The sequence below is a fragment of the Rhizobium sp. SAFR-030 genome (assembly GCF_059415005.1).
On record NZ_JBPFDO010000002.1, the window covers coordinates 757693 to 782200 of the forward strand.

The window sequence follows — 24508 nt, forward strand, 5'->3', positions numbered from 1 at the left end:
GAATGATGAGCGATGAAGCCACTGAGGGCTCCCCACGGAAACTCGTACTCTACGTAGCTGGCCAGACACCGAAGTCGACCGCTGCAATCGAGAACCTGCAGCGCATTTGCGAGGAACATCTTCCGGGCAAATACGTGGTGGAAGTTATCGATCTGCGGCAGCAGCCGCAACTGGCCCGCGAACACAACATCGTCGCCATCCCGACGCTGGTTCGCGAACTGCCCACGCCGATCCGCAAGATCATCGGCGACCTTTCCGACATCGAGAAGGTCCTGGTGCATCTGAAGGTCGGTGGCTGACGCATGACCATCAGCGGCCGCGATCAGAACAATCGGGAATGGGTCGAATCGGAGCTTCGTCGCCGGCTGGAAGAGGCCGAGGAGACGCTGCGCGCCATCCGCGAAGGTGAGGTCGACGCACTCGTCATGCGCAATCCGCAGAACGAGGACGAGGTGTTCACACTCGAAGGGCGGACGGAATCCTACCGCGACTTCATGGAGGCGATGGATACTGGTGCGGCCGCCTTCGATGGCTCCGGCAGGCTGATCTATGCCAACAAGGCGCTGGCCGAACTGCTTGGACAGCAGGAAGAAGGCTTTGCCGGCATCGAGCTTGTCGATCTACTGTCGCCCGCCGACCGGGATGCCGTGCAGGCGCTGGTCGAGCAGGCGCGTTCGGCGCGCGGAACCTGTGAGATCAGCACGTCGATCGGCGACGAGGAACGTCACATCCTGGTGTCGGCGGCGCCGCTGGCGCTCGGCGTCAACCACGGCGTTGCAGCGACCTTCACCGACATCACCCACCGCATCCGCGCCATTGCGGCGCAGGAATCCGAGCGGGCGGCGCATGCCATCATCGCCTCCGCCAACGAGGCGGTCATCGTCTGCAATCTCGACGGCATCGTCACCCACGCCAACGCGGCGGTCGGCGGGATCGCCTCGCGCGATCCGATCGGACTGCCCTTCGATGATGCGTTCAACATCACGATCGCCGGCACCACCGGCCTGATGCAGGGCAACGACTTCCTGTCGCTGGCAATGGCCGGCACCCCGGTACAGGGTCTGGAAGCCCATGCACCGAACGCACCGCGTATCCGCGACCTGCTGATCAGCGCCGCACCCCTGAAGCTTGGCGCAAACATCGTCGGCTGTGTGGTGGCGATGGTTGACCTGTCGCAGCGCAAGGCTGCCGAGAAGCAGCAACTGCTGCTGATGGGCGAACTCGATCACCGGGTGAAGAACACGCTGGCGCTGGTGCTGTCGATCGCCAAGCGCACCGCCTCGACGGAAGATACCGTGCAGGGCTTCCAGGCGGCGTTCGCCAGCCGCATCCAGGCGCTTGCCGCCACGCACAATCTTCTTGCCGAACGGTCTTGGAAGCCGGTGCCGCTTGCCAGCATCATCCGTGCCGAACTCGCTCCGCATATCCTCGGCTCGTTCGAGCGCCTGGTGATGCATGGCCCGGACTATGCGGTATCGCCGCGCGCGGCAATCGCGCTCGGCCTGGTGATCCACGAACTGGCGACCAATGCCGCCAAGTACGGTGCGCTCTCCAATGCTGGCGGCAACGTCCGCATCGACATCGCTTCCTCGCAGGATGATGCAACGATCCACCTGCGGTGGAAGGAAAGCGGCGGACCGCGGGTCGCCACGCCGCAGCGGATGGGCTTCGGTCACACGGTTATCACCCGCAGCATGAAGTTCTCCGCCGGTGGCGACGCCAGCATCTCATACCCGGAAGATGGCGTCGTCTGCGATATCCGCCTGCCACTGGAAGACGTGGTGCTTTCGACCGACTGAAGCGCTGCCCGGCGCTTCCATCATTTCTCTCCGAGAGCATCCAGCCGGGCGCGCAGTATCGCGTTCTCCGACTCCAGTTGCGAAAGACGGTCGCGCAAGGGACGGATCGCCTGCGCGAGTTCGTCTTCCGTGAAACGCGGCGTGATATGTTGCTGACAATTCCAGTCGAACGTCTTCAGCCGGAGCCGGAAGATCCGCTCCAGCCGTGCCCCGTAGCCGGGATCGGTGGCGGCTTGCGTGAGGGCCGGATCGGCATCGAGCGACACCTTCTCGACATGCGCGTAGATCTTCAGGCGCGCCTGCCGCGGATAGTCGATGAGGAAGAGGCAGGCCCGGTCGTTGGCGGCCAGATTGCCGGTGCTGATATATTGACGGTTGCCCCGATAGTCGGCGAAGGCCAGCGTCTGGTCGTCGATGACCTTGAGGAAACCGCGCGGCCCGCCGCGGTGCTGGACGTACGGCCAGCCGGTTTCCGAGACCGAAGCCATGTAGAAGGTGTCGCGATCGGAGATGAACGCTGCTTCGTTGCGGCCGAACCGATCGTGCTCGCGGTGGCCCTTGAAGTCCGTCCAGATGTGGTCGGCTCCCATCTCTGCCTGTGCAGCGCGAACGCTCGGGGTCACCGCGACATCGAGAAATCCGTAGGACATGTGAGCCTCCATCGCGCCACTCCCGCAGCGGCCGGGCGCTGCCGCCAGACAAGTGTTACGTCAGATCGCCGGCGTTGACGACCCGGACGTCGATCTCGGTTGCGACCACGGATCTTGAGCGTCTGCCATGGCTGCCGGGGACTGATGAATGCGTAGCGTGTTCATTAAGCCTGATTCGCCGGAATTGAGACCATGATATGCGGTCGATCCGGCCTTGGTTCTGCCCCTTGCATGGGAAAGTCGTCAGGCACAGACGCAATCGACCGTTTCCCGCACAACTGGCAGCTTCTTGTCCCCTCCGTAATCGCCTGTTAACGGAGCATTAACCATGCTTGAAGTTAATGATATTCTAATTCACCATTTCCACTGAAAGCTCTTCAGGCTGTTCGAGATATCGATGAGAAAGGCGTCCAGATCCGTGTCAATCATATCGACGGACAGGTTTAGGAAGGCATGCGCGTTGTTCGTGTTGGCACTCTCCTGCGGCTGCAGCACCACCGGTGGCGTGCAGCAGCCGGCTGCGCCGGAGCTTGTCACCTCGGAGAAGGCACTGGTCGTTCCGCCACCGGGTGGACCGGCGGTGCGAGGCGTGATCCAGAAGCCGTACTCGAATGGCGTCGAACAGACCGTGCTGCTGGCGACGACGGCGCGGGTAGCGGGCCAGAACTTTTTCAGGGTGCAGTTCCTCGGCGAACCGGGGTCCATGGCGACGACGTCCAGCGCTTCATACTCGCCGATCTCCGACAGCTCCATTTCCCGCGAAGTGGCGCGCGCCATCCCGGGCGTTCGCCTGGGACGAACCAACCGGCTGCTGCAGAACGGCTATGGTCCGTTCAGCTATGCGACCGGGCGCTCCACCGCCGGCGATACCTGCGTCTTCGCCTGGCAGCAGATCCGCTCGCGCAGCACGCCGCTCGCCATCGGCCGCAATTTCGGGATGATCCAGGTGCGCATGCGCCTGTGTGATACGGACGCGTCCGAGAGGCAGCTGCTCAACGTCATGTATGGCTACACCCTGACGGGCACGCTCGTCGGGGCGATCTGGAACCCGCACGGCGTACCGCGCGGCGCCGACGAGGACACCATTTCGGGCCGCGAGAATATCTATCCCGGCCCAAGAGGCTGGCTCGACAGCGGACGCATCGGCGAGCCGCGGGACGTCACGACCAACTCCGTCGTCGTTCGCGCGCCGGCGCGCGCAGTCGCGCGGCCAGCGGTGACGGCGCCTCAGCCGGTCGACTATCGGCCGCAGGCCGTCCCGGCCGTCATGGTGCCGATGCCGGACACCTCGACCTTGCCGAGCGGCACCGGGGCGCAGCAGGTGCCGCGCGCAGCGGCCTCCGGCTCATCCACCACAATTGCGATCCCGCTGCCCGGCTGTACGGGCGGGGGCAACGCTTCTTCCTGTTGACGACGGACGTCACTGCTCGAACGGCGAAATGATTCTGCCAAAGGAATGAGAATGGGTAAAGTGCCGACCCTCGCCGTATGGACCCTGGTCATCGTTGCGTCCGTCTTTCTGTTAACGCTGCCGGTCAATCTGCAAACCCAGTTGATCGTCAGTATTGGCGTGGTGACGCTCATGTGGGTCATCAAGATCCTCAAGGGAGACGGGATCTGGCGGCTGATCGCGCTGGCGTTCGGCACGGCCATCGTCCTGCGCTACGTCTACTGGCGGACTACGGAAACACTGCCGCCGATTTCGCAGATCGAAAGCTTCATTCCGGGCTTCCTGCTGTACCTGGCGGAGCTCTACAGCGTCCTGATGCTTGCGCTCAGCCTCTTCATCGTCGCCACGCCGCTGCCCTCGCGGCCGTCCCGCGCCGCCAGCCAGAAGCGCTTCCCGCTGGTCGATGTGTTCGTTCCGACTTACAACGAGGACGTGACGCTGCTTGCCAATACGCTGGCGGCGGCAAAGGCCATGGATTATCCGGCCGACAAGCTGCAGGTCTGGCTGCTCGACGACGGCGGCACGCTGCAGAAGCGCAACTCGCCGTCGCTGATAGAGGCGGAGGCGGCCGAGGAGCGCCATCGGGTCCTCCAGCAGTTGTGCAGCGAGATGAACGTCACCTACCTGACGCGCGAGCGCAACGAGCACGCCAAGGCCGGCAACCTGAATAACGGTCTCGGTCAGTCGAAGGGCGAATTGGTCGCCGTCTTCGACGCCGACCATGCGCCGGCCCGCGACTTCCTGCTGGAAACGGTTGGCTACTTCGAAGAGGATCCTCAGCTTTTCCTGGTGCAGACGCCGCACTTCTTCATCAATCCCGATCCGCTGGAACGCAACCTTGAAACCTTCGACATGATGCCGAGCGAGAACGAGATGTTCTACGGCATCATCCAGCGGGGCCTGGACAAGTGGAACGCGGCGTTCTTCTGCGGCTCGGCCGCTGTTCTCAGCCGCCGCGCCCTGGAATCTACCGGCGGCTTCAGCGGCATCAGCATCACCGAGGATTGCGAGACGGCACTGGCGCTGCACAGCACCGGCTGGAACAGCGTTTATGTCGACAAGCCATTGATCGCCGGCCTGCAGCCGACCACGTTTGCCAGCTTCATCGGCCAGCGCAGTCGCTGGGCGCAGGGAATGATGCAGATCCTGCGCTTCCGCATGCCGCTCTTCAAGAGCGGCCTCAGCCTGCCGCAGCGCCTTTGCTACATGTCCTCGACGCTGTTCTGGCTGTTCCCTTTCCCGCGGGCAATCTTCCTCATCGCGCCGTTCTTCTACCTGTTCTTCGACCTTGAGATCTTCACGGCATCCGGCGGCGAATTCCTCGGCTATACGCTGGCATACATCGCCGTGAACATGACCATGCAGAACTACCTCTACGGCTCGTTCCGTTGGCCGTGGATCTCGGAACTCTACGAATACGTCCAGACCGTCCATCTGCTACCGGCCGTGGTCTCGGTCATCCTCAACCCGCGGCGGCCGACGTTCAAGGTAACCGCGAAGGACGAATCCGTCTCTTCGAGCCGCCTGTCGGAAATTGCCCGGCCGTTCTTCGTCATCTTCGCGATCCTGGTGGTGGCCCAGATCGTCGCCATCTACCGGATCTACACGGAGCCCTACAAAGCCGACGTGACGATCGTCGTCGGCTGCTGGAACCTGCTCAACCTGGTCATGGCCGGCTGCGCGCTGGGCGTCGTCTCCGAACGCAAGGAGCATTCCTCGTCGCGCCGGGTGAGGGTGCGTCGTCGCTGCGAATTCGGCCTCAACGGCAACTGGTATCCCGCTTCCATTGAGGACGTCTCGGTCGGCGGTGCCCGGATCGACGTGTTCAACCGCGACATGGAACTGATCGAGGTCGGCGGCGAGGGTGTGCTGCGCTTCAAGACCCATCACGGAGAACAGACGGCGCTGCTGCCGATCTTCATCCGCAGCCGCAAATCTGCCGGCGACGTCACCACCGTCGGCTGCCAGTATCGTCCGGACGGGCCGTCCGACCATCGCTGGATCGCCGACCTGATTTTCGCCAATTCGAGCCAGTGGGAGGATTTCCAGCGGTCGCGGCGGCGCAATCCGGGGCTGCTGCGCGGCACGGCATGGTTCCTGTGGCTGTCCCTCTATCAGACGGCGCGCGGTCTTGTGTATTTCACGCGGGCAGTCGGCTTGTGGCGGTGGCGCAAACACAGCAAGGCGGGGGGCAACTGACATGAGGCTTGTTACAACCTCCCTTGCGCTGCTGACGCTCGTGCTGCTGTCGCAGACCGCGACGCTCGCCCAGGTGCCAACCTTCGACATGTCCGGTGAACGGCCGCCGCAGGCGCCGGCCGCCCCGCCGCTCGTCATCCCGCAGTTGAACACCCCGCAGCGCCCGTCGCCGCCGACCCTGGTGCCGCCGCCACGGCCGACGTCGATAACGCCGACCGTGTCCCGGCCGCAGGCAGGCGCTCCGACGCCGGATCAACCGGCAGTGCCGCAGCGGGCGCAGATCCAGGTCCAGCCACAGCCGGTCCCGCAGGAGGCAAGGCCCGCCACAACGCCGCCGACACGCCAGACGGTGGACGTATCGCCGGCCGATCGTCGCTATCTCATCCCATCGGACACGCTGACGCTGACCGGCGAACTGGATCGCAGCCGCTTCTCCGTCTACCTGACGCCGGAACAGGCGGCCGCCGCCGCGACCTTCCATGTAGGCTTCCAGAATTCGATCGTCGCAGCACCTGAGGCTTCGCGCCTGCAAGTGCTGGTCAACGACCGGCCGGTCGGCGAGATGCCTGTGGATTCGTCCGAGAACGTCCGCTCCACGCAGTTCAGGGTCCCGCAGGGCCTGCTGCAGAGCGGCAGCAATCTCATCGAGTTCCGCGTCAATCAGCGGCACCGCACGGATTGCGACGTTCGCTCCACCTACGATCTGTGGACGACGGTGAAGCCCGACCAGACGTTCCTGTCGTTCGATGGCGCCGTCGCCCAGACCTCCTCCGTATCCGAAGCGGTGAAGGCGCTCGGTGTCGATGCTTCCGGACGTACCAGGCTGCGGATCGTCGCGCCGGCACTCGGCCAGTCTGTGTCTACCAATCCACTCATCCGGCTGAGCCAGGGGCTGTCGCTGTTGTCCGGCCTGCCGCGTCTGTCGTTCGACTATCGCACCGGCACGCCGGAGCCCAGCCAGCCTGGAGAGATGACGCTGTATGTCGGCACATTCGCCGAACTGCAGCCCCTGCTACCGGCCATGCCGGCCGCAGCGCAATCCGCAGCGGTGACCGCGATCGCCTCGCCACCCGGATCGTCGGAAAGCGTGATGGTCATCAGCGGGCCTTCCTGGGCGAACATCGAGGGAGCGATCGACACAGTCATCGCCAGCGCCGACCGGCCGAGCGGTGTCCGGCGCGACGTGATCACCACGCAGCGGTGGTCGGCCCCGGATGCGCCGCTGCTGTTCGGCGGCCAGAAGCTACCCCTGTCGCAGTTCGGCCTGCAGACCACCGAGTTTTCCGGCCGTCGCATGCGCCTGAACTTTGGCGTTGCCGTTCCTGCCGATTTCTATGCCAATGCCTATGGCGAGGCGGAACTGCTGGTTGACGCCGCGTTCACCGAAAGCGTCCAGCCCGGCAGCCACATCGACGTCTACGTCAACGAGAACATCGCCTCGAGCACGCCGCTCTATGCCCGCAGCGGCGGTGTCCTGCGCCACCAGGCCGTCAAGATCCCGTTGCGCCACATGCGCGCCGGCGTCAATTCGATCGGGCTAGAAGTGGTCATCAATGCACCGGAAGACCAGGCATGTGTGCCGGGATCCTCGGCATCCACGACGCCGCGTTTTGCGCTTTTCGACACCTCCGAATTCTCGATGCCGAACTTTGCCCGCATCGGTCGGTCGCCTAACCTCGAGGCACTGGCCGGCACAGGCTACCCATATAACACCGCGACGAGCCAGCCGGTCCTGGTAGCACTCGATCGTCTGGATCCCGACATGCTGAGCATCGCCTCGACCTTCTTCGGGCGCGTCTCGGTCATGGCCGGGCGCGTCATCAAGATCGATGCGGCAGCACCGTCCAGCAGCTTCGGCAACCGCGACGCGGTGTTCATCGGGCCGATCTCGCAGATCCCGCAGAAGGCCCTGCAACAGGTGAACCTGCCGCTCAACAACGCTGCCGCATGGCGTCCCGGACAGGCGCAGTCGGCACAGGCGGCCACCTCTTCCGCCAGCATCGACGACTGGAGCGCCAAGCTCGGCGGCGGAGCGTTGAGTGGCCGGATCAGCGGCGCGCGCGACTGGTTCGAGCGGAACTTCGACATGTCCTTCGACAGGCTGAGCGTCCTGCCGAGCGCCGAGCTGCCGTTCCAGCCGACCGCCAACCAGACGCTGATCCTGGCCCAGTCGCGCGGCGATGCCGGCAACGGAACCTGGACCGTGGTGACGGCGCCGGATACCGGAACCCTACGTTCCGGCGTCGAGGCGGTGACCATGCCGGAGAACTGGCAGAAGGTCACGGGGCGGCTGGTCGCCTATAACGAGAAGGCGCAGACGATGGCGGCACTTCCCGTCAGCCGCGTCTCCTATATCGAGACGGCGCCGGCGTCCCTCGACAACTATCGAATGGTGATGGCAAACTGGCTGTCGACGAACATCCTGATCTACTCGGTCGCGCTCATTGTGCTGCTGATGTTGCTCGGCGTGTTCACGTCGTCGCTTCTGTCGAAGTTCGGGAGGCGCAAGTGAGGAAGCATTTCGCAGCCGTGGCGGCTTTCCTTCTGGCTCTGGCCTGCTCGACGGGCCCTGGCCATGCGCAGGCAGGTGCGCTGCCGACCGAGATGTGGGCCGCCTACAAGGCGAAGTTCCTGGATGGCTCGGGACGCATCGTCGACAATGGCAACGGCAATGTCAGCCACACCGAAGGGCAGGGCTACGGCCTGCTGCTCGCCTATCTGGCCAACGATCCGGAAGGCTTCGAGCAGATCTGGTCGTTTACCCGGACTGAACTGCTGGTCCGCGACGACGGGCTTGCGGCCTGGCGATGGGAACCTGACGCCAGCCCGCACGTGACGGATGTCAACAATGCCTCGGATGGCGACATCCTCATTGCTTATGCGCTGGCGCTGGCGGGGTCGCACTGGAACAAACCGGTCTACGTGACAGAGGCGTCGAGCATCGCCAAATCAGTGCTGCGCAACCTCGTCGTGACCTGGAGAGGCCGGACGATCCTGCTGCCGGCGGCCGAAGGCTTCGACCAGAAGCACCGCGACGACGGGCCGGTGATCAACCCGTCCTACTGGGTCTTCGAGGCCTTCCCGGTGCTCGCTCTTCTGGCGCCCTCGGAGAAATGGTCGGAACTGTCGGACGAGGGTCTGCGCCTCATGCATGACGTGCAGCTGGGTCCTTCACGCCTTCCGTCCGAATGGGTGAGCCTTGCTACTGCGCCGAAGCTGGCTGCCGGCTTTCCGGCCGAATATGGCTACAACGCGCTGCGCGTTCCGCTCTACCTGATGCGCGGCGGCGTGACCGAGAAGGCCCTGCTCGACCGCTTCCGTCGCGGCTGGTCTGCCGACGATATGGGTGGCGTGGGGATCGTCGATATCCCAGGCGGCCGGGTCAAAGAGCGTCTCGATGATCCGGGTTATCAGATCATTAACCATATCGCCGCTTGTATAACCGACGGAACGAAGCTCGGAACCGCCGTCCAGCAGTTCAACCCCGTGCTCTATTACCCATCGACGCTTCAGCTGCTTGGACTGGCGTTTGTCAGGGAGAACTATCCACAGTGTCTGTGAAGCCACCTCTCATCCTCCTGTCCATGCTGCTGGCATCCGGCACGGCTCTTGCTGCCGGCCCGAACGAGCGGCTGGCACCCTCTCCGATGAAATATATCCGCGTGGCGGCCGCTGAACCGGACTCCAATACGCAGCGCCTGGTCGAGCAGATCCGTGAATTGCAGAAGCCGGCATCGTCCGTCCCGCCGGATGTCCTCGATGCCGAGGAGCTGGTTCAGGCTTCGCCGGCAGCACCCTCTACGGGCGATGACGCAGGCGCCACGGCGCCTGCCAGTGCCTCGCCGCAGGTCGATGAAAGTGCGCTGCGTTATTTCGCGACGCGTGGCGACACCGCGCGGCTGCAGGCAGAGATTGCCCGGCTGCGGGCGCTCTATCCGAACTGGCAGCCGCCGGCCGATCCCCTGGCCGTGCCGCCGCTTCGCGATGCGCAGCTTGAAAACATGTGGCGGCTTTATGCCGAGGGGCGGTATGCCGAGGTGCGGCGCGCGGTTGCCGAACGGCAGAGCGCCGAGCAGGCATGGCAGCCGCCGGCGGATCTGCTCGAGCGGCTGGATGTCGCCGAGGCGCGCGTCCGCCTGGTCAATGCGTCGAACCTCAAGCAGTACGACACGGTGGTCAACGTCGGCGCCGGAACGCCAAGTCTCCTCAGCTGCGCCGAGGTCGACGTGCTCTGGCGTGTGGCGGAGGCCTTCATCCGCACCAACCGCACCGCGCGTGGCCAGGACGCCTACAGCTTCATTCTGAAGACCTGCGAGAACCCGCAGGAGCGGCAGGCGACGATCCAGAGGGCGGCGTCGCTGCTCTCCTACGCCGAGGTCCAACCGCTTCTGGCGCTCGAGCAGACCGGCGCGGACGGTGTGAAGGAGTTCGATCCGATACGTGACGATCTGGCCCGCGCGTTCGTGGCCGAAGCCAACCGGCGGCCTGAAATCGTCCTTGACCCGATCTACATCGAACGTCTGCAGCGGCTGGCCCAGGCCGATACGACCGGCAGCGACAGCATGCTGCTCGGCTGGTATCAGCTGCGCCACGACAACATGGCGGAGGCCGAGAAGTGGTTCCGCGCCTCGCGAGAGAAAACAGATACCGCGTCTGCCTCCCAGGGCCTGGCCCTGACGCTGATCGCCCGCAACGCGTCGTCCGAAGCGGAAGAGGTGATGTTCCGCTGGAAGGACGAATCCGAAGATTCCAGTTCGACCTATCTGGCGGCAACCGCCAACCTGCTCGCCGGTGACCCGCCGCCAACGATCCAGGCACCTGTTCTGCAGCGCGTCGCCGCTGAAGTGACGAAGAAGCGCTACGTGCCGACCGCGCAGCAGTTCGGCTGGTATGCCCGCGCCTACGACCAGCCCGAGGCCGCCATCCGTTGGTTCCAGACGGCGCTGTCCTGGAAGGCCGATGACGAACCCTCCGCCTATGGGCTTGCGCTGACGCAGCAGCAGCTCAACAACCGCGCCGCGGTGGATGACCTGCGCCGCAGCTGGTCCGGCAGGTCCGAGCGCATCGCCAATCTCGGCCTTGCGGTCGGCAATCAGCCTCCGGTCAATCCGGGTCAGCTTGCCTATGTGCCGCAGCAGACCGCACAGGTCGCGCCGCCGCCTCGACCGGTCGCCCAGCCTGTGGCGCGGCCGGTTGCCGAAACGGTTCGCCAGCCGGCCGCTCAGACGGCGGCTCCCCGCCGCTCCGTCGCAGCACCTCGCCAGGCTGCGCCCGCCACGACGACGCGCAACCGGACGGCCGGATGCGCGCTCGGCCAGTCGCCGTCCAGCTCTCCGGAGCAGTCGGTTGCACATGGCTGGTGCCTGATGGATCTCAACCGTCCGCTGGAGGCATCGCAGGCTTTCGAACTGGGATCGCGCAGCTCCGTGCAGCGCGTGCGGGAAGATGCGGCCTACGGCCTCAGCCTTGCCTATCTGCGCCTCGGCCTTACCAACCAGGCGGCCATTGCCGCGACGCAGTCGCCGCAGAACCCGGAGCGCTCCGCCGAACTTCAGACAGTGATCCTGGCAGACCGTGCCGTCAGCGCCTTCAATGCCAAGCGTTACCGCGAGACACTCGTCTATCTCGACCAGCGCGCCAAGCTGCTCGACGAGCCGGCGGATCTCGCGGTGCTTCGCGGCTACAGCTACATGAGCCTCAGCATGTATAACGACGCCTGGAAGGTGTTCGAGTTCGCCGCTGAGACCGGTAACAAGGATGCAAGCCGGGGACTGGCCGAGATCCGCGACATGCTGAACGGCTATCGCTGACCCTTGCTGCGGACGGTTGCTGATCATAGCTATGCTGTGAGCCCCGCCGAACGGCAATCCTTTCGCTGCTGAAGGAACGGCACGGCTCGGACCTGATGTGCATGCATGACGGGACCCAAGGCCTCTGAAGCCTGTAGTAAGGCTCGCCTCCGCTTCGATCGCCAAATTGGCATTGTGCTACGTGCATGGCGCATGGCAGGCATGCGCTTTAACTGCCTACTCAATGGGCACGCGGCGTGGCATCTTACGGTCAATGGATTTCGCACCTCCTCCCGCGAAGTTCATGGCGCGAATGGCTCACTCCTCCTCCCAGGGTCATTCGCAGGATCGGCGGCACTCCTCCTCCCAGCCGCTGGTCGCAGTTCAAGAAGCCTGCCGCACCTCCTCCCGCGGCAGGCTTTTTTGTTTCTGGTCGGGCCTTCAGTCCTGCGGCACCAGTCCGTCGAACACTTCGAGAAGTACATCGACTATCGCCTGACCGAGGGCGTTTGCGGTATCGGCGACCTTCTCGTCGCTTTCATCGCGTGCCGCCAAGGCAAGGTTGCCGCCCTGATCGGCGACGATGGCACTGGCCCGCTGGATCGCCCACTGGGCGAAATCGCTGCGATTTTCGATCGTTACGCTGTCCATTATATGTTCCGTTTACCTTACCTTTAGAGATTCGAGCGCAGAGATAACACGCGCGTTTTGTATTGCGTACGCGCGAGCTTCCCAAACACATTCGGCCGACCATCGTGGCGCGTTCCCGCCGTTCAGGATCCGCCCGCCGGATCAGCGCCCTCAAAAATCTGCCCGATGAATTCCTGACAGATCTGGACGTTTGCCCTGCGAATGTACAAGTCCCTATGCAGGCCGCCGGCTAGTGCTTGCGGATACCGCGGCCGTCGCCAGGCGATCGCACGGCTCAACTACAGACCATAATCGGAGACGCTCAATGACCGGCACGCGACTTTTCACACCGTTCGAGCTGGGAAACCTGCATCTGCGCAACCGGATCGTCATCGCGCCGATGTGCCAGTATTCGGCGGTCGACGGCGAAATGACCGACTGGCACCTGATCCATCTTGGAAATCTGGCGCTGTCCGGCGCGGCGATCCTCACCATTGAAGCGACGGCGGTGACGCCGGAGGGCCGGATCTCATACGGCGACGTCGGCCTCTATTCCGATGCAACGCAGAAGGCGATGGGCCGGGTGCTGGATGGCGTCCGCGCCTGGTCGGACATGCCGATTGCCATCCAGCTCGGTCATGCCGGGCGAAAGGCCTCGACCGAGAAGCCGTGGAACGGCGGTCATCAGCTGGCCCCCGATCACGCAGACGGCTGGAAAACCGTCGCTCCGAGCAGCATCCCGTTCCGCGACATCTATGACGCGCCGGAGGCTCTCGACAAGCAGGGCCTCGCCCGCATCCGCAACGGTTTTGTGGACGCTGCACGTCGTGCGGCGGAGCTCGGCATCGACGCAGTCCAGATCCACGGGGCGCACGGCTATCTCTTGCACCAGTTCCTCTCGCCGCTCGCCAACCAGCGCACCGACGAATACGGCGGATCGCTGGAGAACCGGATGCGCTTCCCGCTCGAGGTCTTCGACGCGGTGCGCGAGGCCTTCCCGTCGGAGCGGGCGGTAACCATGCGGCTTTCCGGCACCGACTGGGCGGCGGGTGGCTGGGACATCGAGCAGACGGTCGAGTTCTCCCGCGCCCTCGAAGCGCGCGGCTGCAGCGCCATCCACGTCTCGAGCGGCGGTCTTGCGGCGCATCAGGATATCCCCGTCGGACCGAGCTATCAGGTGCCGCTGGCGCGTGCCGTGAAGCAGGCGGTCGAAATCCCCGTCATCGCCGTGGGGCTGATCACAGAATTCGAACAGGCAGAGGCCATCCTCAACAACCAGGATGCCGACCTGATCGCCATCGCCCGGGCCATCCTCTACGATCCGCGCTGGCCGTGGCACGCAGCCGCCCATTTTGGCGAGACGGTAACCGCTGCCGATCAGTACCTGCGCTGCCAGCCGCGTCAGTTCCGCCACCTGTTCGACGCCAAGCAGAACTGATCCACCTCGCGTACGACATATCGACTGAGAGCCCGCCGTGTGGCGGGCTTGTCTGATGGCTGCTGCGGGAGGCGGGCGTAGGTTCGGTGCGGCTAGCGCTGGCCGAAGATGGCGTGCATCGGTCAGACGCCGTCGCGCCAGCGGAAATAGGCGATGCCACCGAACGCGAAACAGAATGCCAGAATGATGCCGGAAATCAGCATTGCAGGTCCTCCCAACCCATAAACGTCTGTCGACGCTCCTCAACGCCGACGTGTCAGTGGTACACGCCGGGGCTGAGAAGGCAAGTCGTTTCGCGGACGTGTAGAGAGCAGGGGCGCGGCCCCCAGGGCGCCGTTCAGGCGGGGGAGGAGCCGTCCGTCCAGAGCCGCACCAGCGGCCCATCGGCACCGAAGAGTGGATCCGCCTGCGGTAGCGGCAGAGTGTCGATGCGGTGCTGCTGCGCCGTGTCCGGCGCCTCAGTCTGGATATCGGCATCCTGTCCTGGAGGGTAGCTGCCGACGACCAGGAAGTCGCCGGTCGCTTCCAGCTTCATGTGACCGGTACCGGCCGGAAGCACCAGGCAGTCGCCCGCTTTCACCTCGATCACCGAACCATTCGGCCCGCCGATCAGCACGCGGGCGTGACCCTGGGCCACGCCCAGCACTTCATGGGCGCCGGTGTGGTAATGCTGGTAGGGAAAGATGCCGTTGCGCCAGGTACCTTGCCAGCCGCAGCCTAGAAATCTCGCCTCGAGGAGATCGGCAAACTGCGCCGACGGACCTGAAAGAGCCTGCCGGTAAATCAAGACTGGCAGTCGCGGGTGGTTCGGCACCCAGTCGCTGGCAGGAAAGGTGATGGTTTCGGGTTCCAGCATGTTGTCTCCGACCGAGCTCTACAGATCGCTCTTGTTATAGGGCCCGTCGGTCCGCCGGGTAGTGCGGCGTGGGTTGCACAGCTCTCAGTGCGCCCTCCGGCAGCTCGCGATGGAAGGACCTGGGTGGAATCTCATCCTCATCTGCGGCGTGGTGGAAGAACTGAAATCGTTGCAGCCCACCAGTCACGCAATTTTATTTCCCCGTGATAGCTGGAGTTTTGCATTTCGAACCGAAATATGGAAATAAGTGTCATCGTTCACATCAGAAAGACGCCTGAGGCTTTACAAGCCCTTGCGCTTGGATATGACGTACCTCGTGCCGGCCGGTCCTGGCCTTCTCCACACGCTCTCGCCGAGCGGCAAAGTGGGAACGGGATCGACCAAAAGGTGCCGCGGGGCATGCAGCGGAGACTGCAGAAGCCGTGGGGTTCTCAATCGTGCAACGGCCGGTGCGGAACGGTTCGCAGCCAGCCGATGGGAGATTTCAATGAAATACAAATTTGGCTTTGCTGCGGCACTGCTCGCCGCTTCGTTCCTTTCGACCGCCGCCAGCGCCAAGACGTTCGTCTACTGCTCGGAAGGTTCGCCGGAAGGTTTTGACCCCGGCCTCTACACCGCCGGCACCACCTTCGACGCTTCGGCCCACCCGGTCTACAGCCGCCTGCTCGAATTCGAACCGGGCACCACGAAGCCGGTCGCTGGTCTCGCCGAAAGCTGGACCGTATCGGACGACGGCACGGAATACACCTTCAAGCTGCGTCAGAACGTCAAGTTCCACACCACCGAATTCTTCACCCCGACGCGCAGCCTCAACGCTGACGACGTGGTGTTCTCGATCGATCGCCAGATCAACAAGGAAAATGCCTGGAACCAGTATGTACCGGGCACCTCCTGGGAATATTCTGCCGGCATGGGCTTTCCCGAGCTGATCAAGTCGATCGAAAAGGTCGACGACATGACGGTGAAGTTCGTCCTGAACCGCTCGGAAGCACCGTTCCTCGCCAACCTTGCCATGCCGTTCGCTTCGATCATGTCGAAGGAATATGCAGACAAGCTGCAGGCTGACGGAAAGATGGCTCAGCTGAACCAGATGCCGCTCGGCACCGGTCCGTTCTCCTTCGTCGGCTACCAGCAGGATGCCGTCATTCGCTACAAGAAGAACGCCGACTACTGGGGCGGCGCTCCGAAGATCGACGATCTGGTCTTCGCGATCACCACCGACGCTGCCGTGCGTTACCAGAAGCTGAAGGCCGGCGAATGCCACCTGATGCCGTATCCGAACGCTGCCGACGTCACTTCGATGAAGTCCGACACGTCGCTGCAGGTGATGGAGCAGGAAGGCCTTAACGTCGCCTACCTCGCCTACAACACCACGCAGGCTCCGTTCGACAAGCCGGAAGTCCGCAAGGCACTCAACAAGGCGATCAACAAGAGCGCCATCGTTGACGCCGTGTTCCAGGGCATGGCAACGCCTGCCAAGAACCCGATCCCGCCGACGATGTGGTCGTACAACGACAAGATCGAAGACGACACCTACGACCTCGACGCCGCCAAGAAGATGCTGGCCGACGCCGGCGTGAAGGACCTGTCGATGAAGGTCTGGGCGATGCCGGTATCGCGTCCCTACATGCTGAACGCCCGTCGCGCTGCCGAAATCATCCAGGATGATTTCGCCAAGATCGGCGTCAAGGTCGAGATCGTCTCCTACGAATGGGCCGAATATCTCGAGCGTTCGAAGGCCAAGGACCGCGACGGTGCCGCCATGCTCGGCTGGACCGGCGACAACGGCGATCCGGACAACTTCCTCGACACCCTGCTCGGCTGCGAAGCCGTGGGCGGCAACAACCGCGCTCAGTGGTGCAACAAGGAATTCGATGCGCTCGTGAAGAAGGCCAAGGTCACGTCCGACCAGGCTGAACGCACGAAGCTCTACGAAGAGGCACAGGTCATCTTCAAGAAGGAAGCTCCCTGGGCGACCCTCGACCACTCCCTATCCATCGTTCCGATGCGCAAGGAAGTCACCGGCTTCGTTCAGAGCCCGCTTGGCGATTTCACCTTCGAAAACGTCGACATCACCGAGTAATCGGCAGCCCGATGCATTGCAGGCCGCGGGGGCACATGACCCCGCGGCTTTTCCTCACGATCGACGCCGAACCGCCGTCGATCCCGGAATGGCCTGGTTGACGGACGAGACCGTCGCTGGCCATAGACCGACAAATAACAATAAATGGGTCCATCCATGTTTGGCTTTCTCTTGCGGCGTCTCGCCGTACTGATCCCGACTTTCATCGGGGTTTCGATCATCGCCTTCGCCTTCATCCGGCTGCTGCCCGGTGATCCGGTGGCACTGCTCTCCGGCGAACGCGTCATGTCGCCCGAGCGCCACGCGCAGATCAGCGCCCAGCTCGGCCTCGACCGGCCGATGTTCCTCCAGTATTTCGATTATCTCGGCGGCGTGCTGACCGGCGATTTCGGAACGTCGATCGTTTCAAAGACGCCGATCCTCAAGCAGTTCCTGGCGCTGTTCCCGGCGACGGTCGAGCTCTCCTTCTGCGCCATCCTCATTGCCGTCGTCATCGGCATCCCGGCCGGCGTGATTGCCGCCATCAAGCGCGGCTCGGCCATCGACCAGTCGATGATGGGCATCGCGCTCGTCGGCTATTCGATGCCGATCTTCTGGTGGGGCCTGCTGCTGATCATCCTGTTTTCCGGCATCCTGCAGTGGACGCCGGTCTCGGGCCGCATGTCGCTGATGTTCTTCTTCCCGCCGGTCACCGGTTTCATGCTGATCGACTCGCTGTTGTCGGGACAGAAAGGCGCGTTTACCTCGGCCGTCAGCCACCTGATCCTGCCGTCGATCGTGCTGGCGACCATTCCGCTTGCTGTCATCGCCCGCCAGACGCGTTCGGCCATGCTCGAAGTCCTGTCGGAGGATTACATTCGCACCGCCCGCGCCAAGGGCCTGTCGCCGCTGCGCGTCGTCAGCCTGCACGCGCTGCGCAACGCGCTGATCCCTGTCATCACCACCATCGGGCTGCAGATCGGCGTCATGCTCGCCGGTGCCATCCTGACGGAAACCATCTTCTCCTGGCCGGGTATCGGCAAGTGGATGGTCGACAGCGTTTTCCGCCGCGACTACCCGGTCATCCAGGGCGGCCTGCTGATGATCGCCGGCATCATCATGATCGTGAACCTGATCGTCGACCTGCTCTACGGTCTCATCAACCCGCGTATCCGCCACTAAGAAGGAGAAAATCCCATGGCAGACACAACTCAGAACCAGCCGGTCAGCAGCGGTGCGATGCGCCGCCAGATGCTCGCCGAATTCTGGTACTACTTTTCTGAAAACCGCGGCGCCGTCATCGGCCTCTTTGTCTTCGTCGCGCTGGTCATCGTCGCTGTCTTTGCGCCGCTGATCGCTCCGCACTCGCCGTTCCAGCAGTATCGCGATGCCGTGCTTCTGCCGCCGTCATGGCTAGCAGGCGGTCGCATCTCCTATCTCCTCGGAACCGATCCGGTCGGACGCGATATCCTTTCGCGGCTCATCTACGGCGCCCAATATTCGCTGTTCATCGGTCTCTTCGTGACGACGCTGTCACTCACCGGCGGCATCCTCGTCGGCCTCATTGCCGGCTATTTCCGCGGCTGGGTCGACACCGTCATCATGCGCCTGATGGATATCGTGCTGGCCTTCCCGTCGCTGCTGCTGGCACTGGTGCTGGTCGCCATCCTCGGGCCGAGCCTGACCAACGGCATGATCGCCATTGCCCTGACGCTGCAGCCGCATTTCGTCCGCCTGACGCGCGCAGCCGTGATGGCCGAGAAATCCCGCGACTACGTCACCGCCGCACGGCTTGCCGGCGCCGGTCCGATCCGACTGATGTTCCGCACCATCCTGCCGAACTGCACCGCGCCGCTGATCGTCCAGGCGACGCTGTCCTTCTCCAACGCCATCCTCGATGCGGCAGCACTCGGCTTCCTCGGCATGGGTGCGCAGCCTCCCGCACCGGAATGGGGCACGATGCTTGCCGAAGCACGCGAGTTCATCCTGCGCGCCTGGTGGGTCGTGACCTTCCCGGGGCTTGCCATCCTCATCACCGTGCTGGCGATCAACCTGATGGGCGACGGGCTGCGTGACGCGCTCGACCCGAAGATGAAGAGGTCCTGATCATGGCACTTCTCGAGATTGAAAACCTCACCGTCGAATTCGAGACGGCCACCGGATGGTTCAAGGCAGTCGATGGCGTATCGCTGACGGTCAACGAAGGCGATGTGCTGGCGATCGTCGGCGAAAGCGGCTCCGGCAAGTCGGTGTCGATGCTCGCCGTCATGGGCCTCTTGCCGTGGACAGCCAAGATCACCGCCGACAAGATCCTCTTCCAGGAACGCGACATCCGCAACCTGGCGGATTCCGAACGGCGCAAGCTGATCGGCAAGGATATGGCGATGATCTTCCAAGAGCCGATCGCCAGCCTCAATCCCTGCTTCACGGTGGGCTTCCAGATCGAGGAAGTCCTGCGCATCCACATGGGGCTCGGCAAGAGGGAGCGACGCGCACGGGCGGTCGAACTGTTCAACCTCGTCGGCCTGCCGAACCCGGCCGAGCGGCTCAACCATTTCCCGCACCAGATGTCGGGCGGCCAGTGTCAGCGCGTGATGATCGCCATGGCGATCGCCTGCAATCCGAAGCTCTTGATTGCCGACGAACCAACCACCGCGCTCGACGTGACGATCCAGAAGCAGATCCTCGACCTGCTGATGGCGCTGCAGGCCGAGCATGGCATGGGCCTGATCATGATCACCCACGACATGGGCGTCGTCGCCGAAACCGCCGACCGGGTCATCGTCCAGTACAAGGGTCGCAAGATGGAGGAGGCCGACGTGCTGACCCTCTTCGAAGCGCCGAAGAACCCCTACACGCGGGCGCTGCTTTCGGCCCTCCCGGAAAATGCCAAGGGTGACCGCCTGAGCACGGTCTCCGATTTCATGGCCGCCGAAGAACTGGCCGGAGATGCACGATGAACGCCACCACGAGCCAGACCACTGCCACGCCGATGCTGGAAATCCGCAACATCAAGCAGGATTACCATGTGCCGCAGGGCCTCTTCAAACCGGAGAAGGTCGTGCATGCGGTCAAGGGCGTATCCTTCAAGCTCGACGCCGGCAAGACGCTCGCCATCGTCGGTGAAAGCGGCTGCGGCAAGTCGACGCTTGCCCGCATCCTGACCTTCATCGATCCGCCGACGGCGGGTGAACTGTTGATCGAGGGCAAGACCGTCGATACGCGCCCCGGTCATCTGACGGCGGAAATGCGCCGCAAGGTGCAGATCGTCTTCCAGAACCCCTATGGCTCGCTCAACCCGCGCCAGAAGGTCGGCGACGTTCTGGGCGAACCGCTGGCAATCAACACCGACCTTTCGAGCGCTGAACGCCGCGACCGTGCGCGCGACATGCTGAAGAAGGTCGGCCTGGCGCCGGAACATTACAACCGCTACCCGCACATGTTCTCCGGTGGCCAGCGCCAGCGCATCGCAATCGCCCGTGCGCTGATGATGAACCCGAAGCTGCTGGTGCTCGACGAGCCGGTTTCGGCGCTCGACCTGTCGATCCAGGCCCAGGTGCTGAACCTGCTGGCCGACCTGCAGGAGGAATTCAATCTCACCTACGTGTTCATCAGCCACGACCTGTCGGTCGTGCGCTATATCGCCGACGAGGTGATGGTGATGTACTACGGCGAAGCCGTCGAGTACGGGACGCGGGAAGAGGTCTTCGCCGACCCCAAGCATGAATATACGCGCACACTGTTCGCCGCGACGCCGCGCGCCGACGTCGAGTCGATCCGCGCGCGGCTTGCCCGCAAGCAGGCCGGCGCCGGCGCCTGAGCGCTCCGGTCTCAACTGGATTAAAAAAGGGGCGGTGCCGGTCAGGCACCGCCCCTTTTTGTTGTCTTACAGCAGCTTTTCAAGCGTGATCGGCAGATCGCGGATGCGCTTGCCGGTGGCGTGGAAGACGGCGTTGGCGATCGCCGGGGCCACTCCGACAATGCCCACTTCGCCGACGCCCTTTCCGCCGAGAACGGACGCCTCGTAATCCGGCACGCCGACCGAGATCACCTGCAGGTCGGGGATGTCGGCATTGGTTGGCACCAGGTAATCGCCGACATTGTTGTTGACGGTCCGGCCGTTGCGGGGGTCGACAAGGCCTTCTTCCAGGAGCGCCTGGCCGATGCCCATGATGATGCCGCCCTTCCACTGGCTCTCGACCAGCTTCGGATTATAGAGCCGCCCGCAATCGAACGCCGACACCATGCGCGACACGCGAACCGTGCCGAAGTCCTCGTCGACCACGACTTCGGCGAAATGCGCGCACCAGCTGTGCATCGAATAGTCGCCCATCGTCGGCCCTTGCACCTTGGCCATCGTTGTCCAGGCCTGCTGCTGTTCCTGGGCACTCTGGGCGCCGTCGGGCAGCGTGTTCCGGCGGACTTCGATTTCGTCACGGCCGAGTGCCGCCATGAGATCACCAAGGCTGAGCGACGGTCCTTCGCCGCGCGCCCCCTCGATGCGGCCGCCGGTGAGGCTGAGCGTGTTCGAGCCGGTATCGCGGAACGGCGAGTTGGCGTCGCTGAGTGCAAGCCCGATCAGTTCGTCACGTGCCGCCGTCGCCGCCTTGTGGACGGCGCCGGTGATCGAGCCGGCCAGCATCGAGCCGCCGGCAATTGCCGAACCCGGCAGGCGGGAGTCGCCGAGCTTGACATCGATCTGGTCAGTCGGCACGCCGAGCACTTCGGAAGCCGTCTGGGCAAGGATGGTGTAGGTGCCCTGGCCCATGTCGATGGAGCCGCTGACGACCTCCACCCGACCATTGCCAAGGATGCGGATGATGGCATCGCTCGGCGCGCGGATGACCGGGAAGGTGCCGCAACCGATGCCCCAGCCGATCAGCTGCTTGCCCTTGCGCATGGAGCGCGGTGCGTGGCTGCGCCGCGACCAGCCGAAGGCTTCAGCGCCTTCGGTCAGGGCTTCCCGCAGACGGCGCGTCGACCAGGGTTTTCCGGACTGGTAATCATGGTCGGCATAGTTCTTCAGGCGCAGTTCCAACGGGTCCATGTCGAGCTTGTAGGCCAGCTCTTCCATGGCGCATTCGATACCGTAGGCGCTGGGGTTCTTGCCCGGGCCGCGAAGCGCGCCGGGCGTGACGCTGTTGACCGGCACGATGCGGTGTTGCGACGAAAAATTCTCGACCTTGTAGAGGATCGGCGTCGCAGCGCCGGTCTGCTCGGGATAGTCCGCATAGATCGAGGTTTCGCTGGCGCCGCGGTGGACGATTGCCTGCAGGATGCCGTCGCGCGTGGCACCAAGCGCGATCTTCTGCCGGGTGGCCGCACGTCCGCCATAGCTGGTGAAGTTCTGCGGCCGGGTAACGGCAAGCCGGACCGGACGCCCGAGCCGCTTTGCTGCCGCGACGGCCACCGCGCCATAGGCCAGCGGCTGCCCCTTGGATCCGAAGCCGCCGCCGATGAAGGGCGAAATGATCCGGACGTTTTCGTTCGGCAGCCCGCACCATTCGGCATACATGCGCGCCATGCCGTGCGACCACTGGCTCGGTTCCCAGATGGTCAACTCGTCGCCATTCCACTCGGCCGTCAGGCCGTGCGGCTCCATCGCCACGTGATATTCGCGCGGCGTCGCATATTCCGCCTCGATGCTGACGGGTGCTGCGGCAAGCGCCGCCTCCGCATCGCCCCAGCCGACGGTGAGATTGTCCATCAGCTTGCCTTCGCCGGCATTCGGGTCGTCGATGCTTTTGACCGACGCGGTCTCTTCATAGGTGATGGTGATCAGCTTTGCGGCCTCGACAGCCTGCTCGCGCGTTTCGGCGACGACGGCAACGATGGACTGGCCGTTGAACTGCACCTCGCGCGGCAGCGGCTGGTAGGGCTTGTCTTCCGGCGGCGTGCCGAACCAGTCGCCGGCCATCTTCAGGCCGAGATCGTCTTCGGGCGTCAGCACCATCAGCACGCCGGGCGCGGCGCGCGCTGCTGTCGTCTCGACCGACACGACCCGGCCCGCGGCAATCGTGCTCTGCAGCAGCACCGCATGGGCAAGATTGTCGAATGGATATTCGAGAGCATAGGTGGCGGCTCCGCTGATCTTCAGGCTGCCTTCGAAGCGCGACATGCGCCCGCCGACCATGCCATCCGATGCATCGCCGTGCTTGCGGGGTTCCATGATGGTCATGCGATGCCTCCCAGGCTGAGGATGGCGCGTGCAACGACACGCGGTGCCAGATCGATCTTGTAGCGGTGGTCGCCGTGGCTGACGGCGCCCTCCATGGCGAGACGACTGGCGGCATTGACCGCTTCAGCGTCCAGACGCTGGCCGATCAAGGCACTTTCGACGGCGCGTGCCCGCCAGGGAACGGTCGCAATGCCGCCCAGCGCGACACACAGGTCGCGGATCGTCACGCCGTCTGCTTCCAGCTCCAGGCCGACAGCCGCACTGGCGGCGGCGAACTCGTAGGACTGACGGTCACGCACCTTCAAGTAGACCGAATTGTGCGCAGCGGCGGAAGACGGGATGCCGACGGCGGTGATGATCTCGCCGCGCCCGAGCACCGTCTCACGATCCGGCGTGTCGCCGGGCAGCAGGAAGAAGTCTTCGGCCGCTACGCGACGGTCGCCGATGTGGATGGTGGCATCGAGAGCCACGAGAGCCACCGCCAGATCACCCGGATAGCTGGCGATGCAGGCGTCGCTCGTGCCGAGAACGGCGTGGTTGCGGGTGATGCCGCCAAGCGCCGAACAGCCGGAGCCGGGACTGCGCTTATTGCAGGCGGGAAAGGCGACAGGGTCGCGGAAGTATGTACAGCGTGTCCTCTGCAGGATGTTGCCGCCGATCGTCGCCATATTGCGAAGCTGGGCGGATGCGGCAAGCGACAGCGACTGCGAGACGGCGGGGAACCGCGACCGGATATCGGCGTGATCCGCGACGGCGCTCATCTTGGCCAGCGCGCCAATGGTCGCGCCATTTCCGTCAAACGTGATCAGGTTGAGACCGTCGAGATGGCTGATGTCGATGACGGCATCCGGTTCGGTGACGCCGCATTTTGCAAGGTCGAGCAGCGTCGTGCCGCCCGCGAGCAGCATGGCGCCTGCCTGGAGGCTTGCCTGACGGGCTTCCTCTATCGAAGAGGCGCGCTGGTATGAAAAATCTCTCATCGGTCTGCCTCCGCCGCTTCGCGCACCGCGGACACGATGCTGTTATAGGCTCCGCACCGACAGAGATTGCCGGACATGTATTCGCGGATGTCGTCGTCGGAGCCGGCATGACCCTCTCGGATGCAGGCGACGGCGGACATGATCTGGCCCGACGTGCAGTAGCCGCACTGGAAGGCGTCATGCTGCAGGAAGGCTTCCTGGACCGGGTGCAGTGCGCCGTCGCCGGTGGACAGTCCCTCGATCGTGGTGATCTGGCGCCCCTCGACCTGGGCTGCCAGCGTCAGGCAGGAGAGGACGCGCTCGCCATCCACGTGACAGGTGCAGGCGCCGCACTGACCCTGGTCGCAGCCTTTCTTGGTGCCTGTGAGGTTCAGATGTTCGCGCAACGCATCCAGCAGCGTCACGCGCGGCTCGACCTGCAGTTCATGCGGGCTGCCGTTGATGTTGAGGGTTAGAGGAATGGTTCGTGTCATGACG

Annotated in this window: 19 protein-coding genes; 13 read left to right on the forward strand and 6 right to left on the reverse strand. The window is 64.0% G+C overall.

The window, feature by feature from the left end:
• Positions 1-5: 5 nt before the first annotated feature.
• Both ACR65N_RS09165 and ACR65N_RS09170 read left to right on the forward strand, forming a co-directional pair.
• Positions 6-299: a circadian clock KaiB family protein gene (locus ACR65N_RS09165; protein ID WP_430307248.1), complete on the forward strand. Its 294-nt coding sequence runs from the start codon at positions 6-8 to the stop codon at positions 297-299.
• Positions 300-302: 3 nt separating this feature from the next.
• The gene (locus tag ACR65N_RS09170) at positions 303-1799 is read left to right on the forward strand and encodes a sensor histidine kinase (protein ID WP_440456719.1); all 1497 of its coding nucleotides are present in this window, start codon (positions 303-305) and stop codon (positions 1797-1799) included.
• Positions 1800-1819: 20 nt separating this feature from the next.
• Here the strand turns inward: ACR65N_RS09170 and ACR65N_RS09175 are convergent, their stop codons facing one another.
• On the reverse strand, positions 1820-2449 hold the full coding sequence (locus tag ACR65N_RS09175; RefSeq protein ID WP_440456720.1) for a pyridoxamine 5'-phosphate oxidase family protein: 630 nt from the start codon (positions 2447-2449) through the stop codon (positions 1820-1822).
• Between the two features lie 466 nt (positions 2450-2915).
• On the opposite strand from ACR65N_RS09175, the gene bcsN reads away from it, so the two are divergent.
• The 5 genes from bcsN to ACR65N_RS09200 are packed head-to-tail and all read left to right on the forward strand — an operon-like array spanning position 2916 to position 11908.
• On the forward strand, positions 2916-3860 hold the full coding sequence (gene bcsN, locus ACR65N_RS09180) for a cellulose biosynthesis protein BcsN (RefSeq protein WP_440456802.1): 945 nt from the start codon (positions 2916-2918) through the stop codon (positions 3858-3860).
• 51 nt (positions 3861-3911) lie between these two features.
• Complete coding sequence (gene bcsA / locus ACR65N_RS09185; protein ID WP_440456721.1) at positions 3912-6098, forward strand: UDP-forming cellulose synthase catalytic subunit; 2187 nt, start codon at positions 3912-3914, stop codon at positions 6096-6098.
• A 1-nt stretch (position 6099) separates the two neighbouring features.
• Positions 6100-8610 (forward strand): cellulose biosynthesis cyclic di-GMP-binding regulatory protein BcsB, encoded by a 2511-nt coding sequence (locus ACR65N_RS09190; protein ID WP_440456722.1) that lies wholly within the window; start codon positions 6100-6102, stop codon positions 8608-8610.
• Positions 8607-9659 carry a family 8 glycosyl hydrolase gene (locus ACR65N_RS09195; RefSeq protein ID WP_440456723.1) on the forward strand — a complete coding sequence of 351 codons (1053 nt, stop codon included), beginning with the start codon at positions 8607-8609 and terminating at the stop codon, positions 9657-9659. Before ACR65N_RS09190 ends, ACR65N_RS09195 begins: the two co-directional genes overlap by 4 nt.
• Positions 9660-9682: 23 nt before the next feature.
• Positions 9683-11908, forward strand: a complete 2226-nt coding sequence (locus ACR65N_RS09200) for a cellulose synthase (RefSeq protein ID WP_440456803.1) — start codon at positions 9683-9685, stop codon at positions 11906-11908.
• Between the two features lie 420 nt (positions 11909-12328).
• On the opposite strand, the gene ACR65N_RS09205 is transcribed toward ACR65N_RS09200, so the two are convergent.
• A complete protein-coding gene (locus ACR65N_RS09205; protein WP_440456724.1) occupies positions 12329-12538 on the reverse strand; it encodes a hypothetical protein in 210 nt (69 codons plus the stop codon).
• A 304-nt stretch (positions 12539-12842) separates the two neighbouring features.
• Here ACR65N_RS09205 and ACR65N_RS09210 point away from each other — a divergent pair, with 304 nt between their 5' ends.
• Complete coding sequence (locus ACR65N_RS09210; protein WP_440456725.1) at positions 12843-13955, forward strand: NADH:flavin oxidoreductase/NADH oxidase; 1113 nt, start codon at positions 12843-12845, stop codon at positions 13953-13955.
• 337 nt (positions 13956-14292) lie between these two features.
• Here ACR65N_RS09210 and ACR65N_RS09215 read toward each other — a convergent pair whose 3' ends face one another.
• Positions 14293-14811 carry a cupin domain-containing protein gene (locus ACR65N_RS09215; protein ID WP_440456726.1) on the reverse strand — a complete coding sequence of 173 codons (519 nt, stop codon included), beginning with the start codon at positions 14809-14811 and terminating at the stop codon, positions 14293-14295.
• Between the two features lie 487 nt (positions 14812-15298).
• On the opposite strand from ACR65N_RS09215, the gene ACR65N_RS09220 reads away from it, so the two are divergent.
• From ACR65N_RS09220 to ACR65N_RS09240, 5 genes are all read left to right on the forward strand, one after another.
• Complete coding sequence (locus tag ACR65N_RS09220; RefSeq protein ID WP_440456727.1) at positions 15299-16894, forward strand: ABC transporter substrate-binding protein; 1596 nt, start codon at positions 15299-15301, stop codon at positions 16892-16894.
• 156 nt (positions 16895-17050) lie between these two features.
• On the forward strand, positions 17051-18055 hold the full coding sequence (locus tag ACR65N_RS09225; RefSeq protein WP_440456728.1) for an ABC transporter permease subunit: 1005 nt from the start codon (positions 17051-17053) through the stop codon (positions 18053-18055).
• Positions 18056-18070: 15 nt separating this feature from the next.
• Positions 18071-18979 (forward strand): ABC transporter permease subunit, encoded by a 909-nt coding sequence (locus ACR65N_RS09230; RefSeq protein ID WP_440456729.1) that lies wholly within the window; start codon positions 18071-18073, stop codon positions 18977-18979.
• 2 nt (positions 18980-18981) lie between these two features.
• The gene (locus ACR65N_RS09235) at positions 18982-19833 is read left to right on the forward strand and encodes an ABC transporter ATP-binding protein (RefSeq protein ID WP_440456730.1); all 852 of its coding nucleotides are present in this window, start codon (positions 18982-18984) and stop codon (positions 19831-19833) included.
• Positions 19830-20693 (forward strand): dipeptide ABC transporter ATP-binding protein, encoded by an 864-nt coding sequence (locus ACR65N_RS09240; protein WP_440456731.1) that lies wholly within the window; start codon positions 19830-19832, stop codon positions 20691-20693. The genes ACR65N_RS09235 and ACR65N_RS09240 overlap by 4 nt, the downstream gene beginning before the upstream one ends.
• A gap of 66 nt (positions 20694-20759) precedes the next feature.
• Here ACR65N_RS09240 and ACR65N_RS09245 read toward each other — a convergent pair whose 3' ends face one another.
• From ACR65N_RS09245 to ACR65N_RS09255, 3 genes are read right to left on the reverse strand one after another with little or no spacing between them, the layout of a single operon-like run.
• Complete coding sequence (locus ACR65N_RS09245; RefSeq protein WP_440456732.1) at positions 20760-23051, reverse strand: xanthine dehydrogenase family protein molybdopterin-binding subunit; 2292 nt, start codon at positions 23049-23051, stop codon at positions 20760-20762.
• Entirely contained in the window at positions 23048-24031 is a 984-nt protein-coding gene (locus tag ACR65N_RS09250; RefSeq protein ID WP_440456733.1) for an FAD binding domain-containing protein, read from the reverse strand. The genes ACR65N_RS09245 and ACR65N_RS09250 overlap by 4 nt, the downstream gene beginning before the upstream one ends.
• On the reverse strand, positions 24028-24504 hold the full coding sequence (locus tag ACR65N_RS09255) for a (2Fe-2S)-binding protein (RefSeq protein ID WP_440456734.1): 477 nt from the start codon (positions 24502-24504) through the stop codon (positions 24028-24030). The genes ACR65N_RS09250 and ACR65N_RS09255 overlap by 4 nt, the downstream gene beginning before the upstream one ends.
• Positions 24505-24508 lie beyond the last annotated feature (4 nt).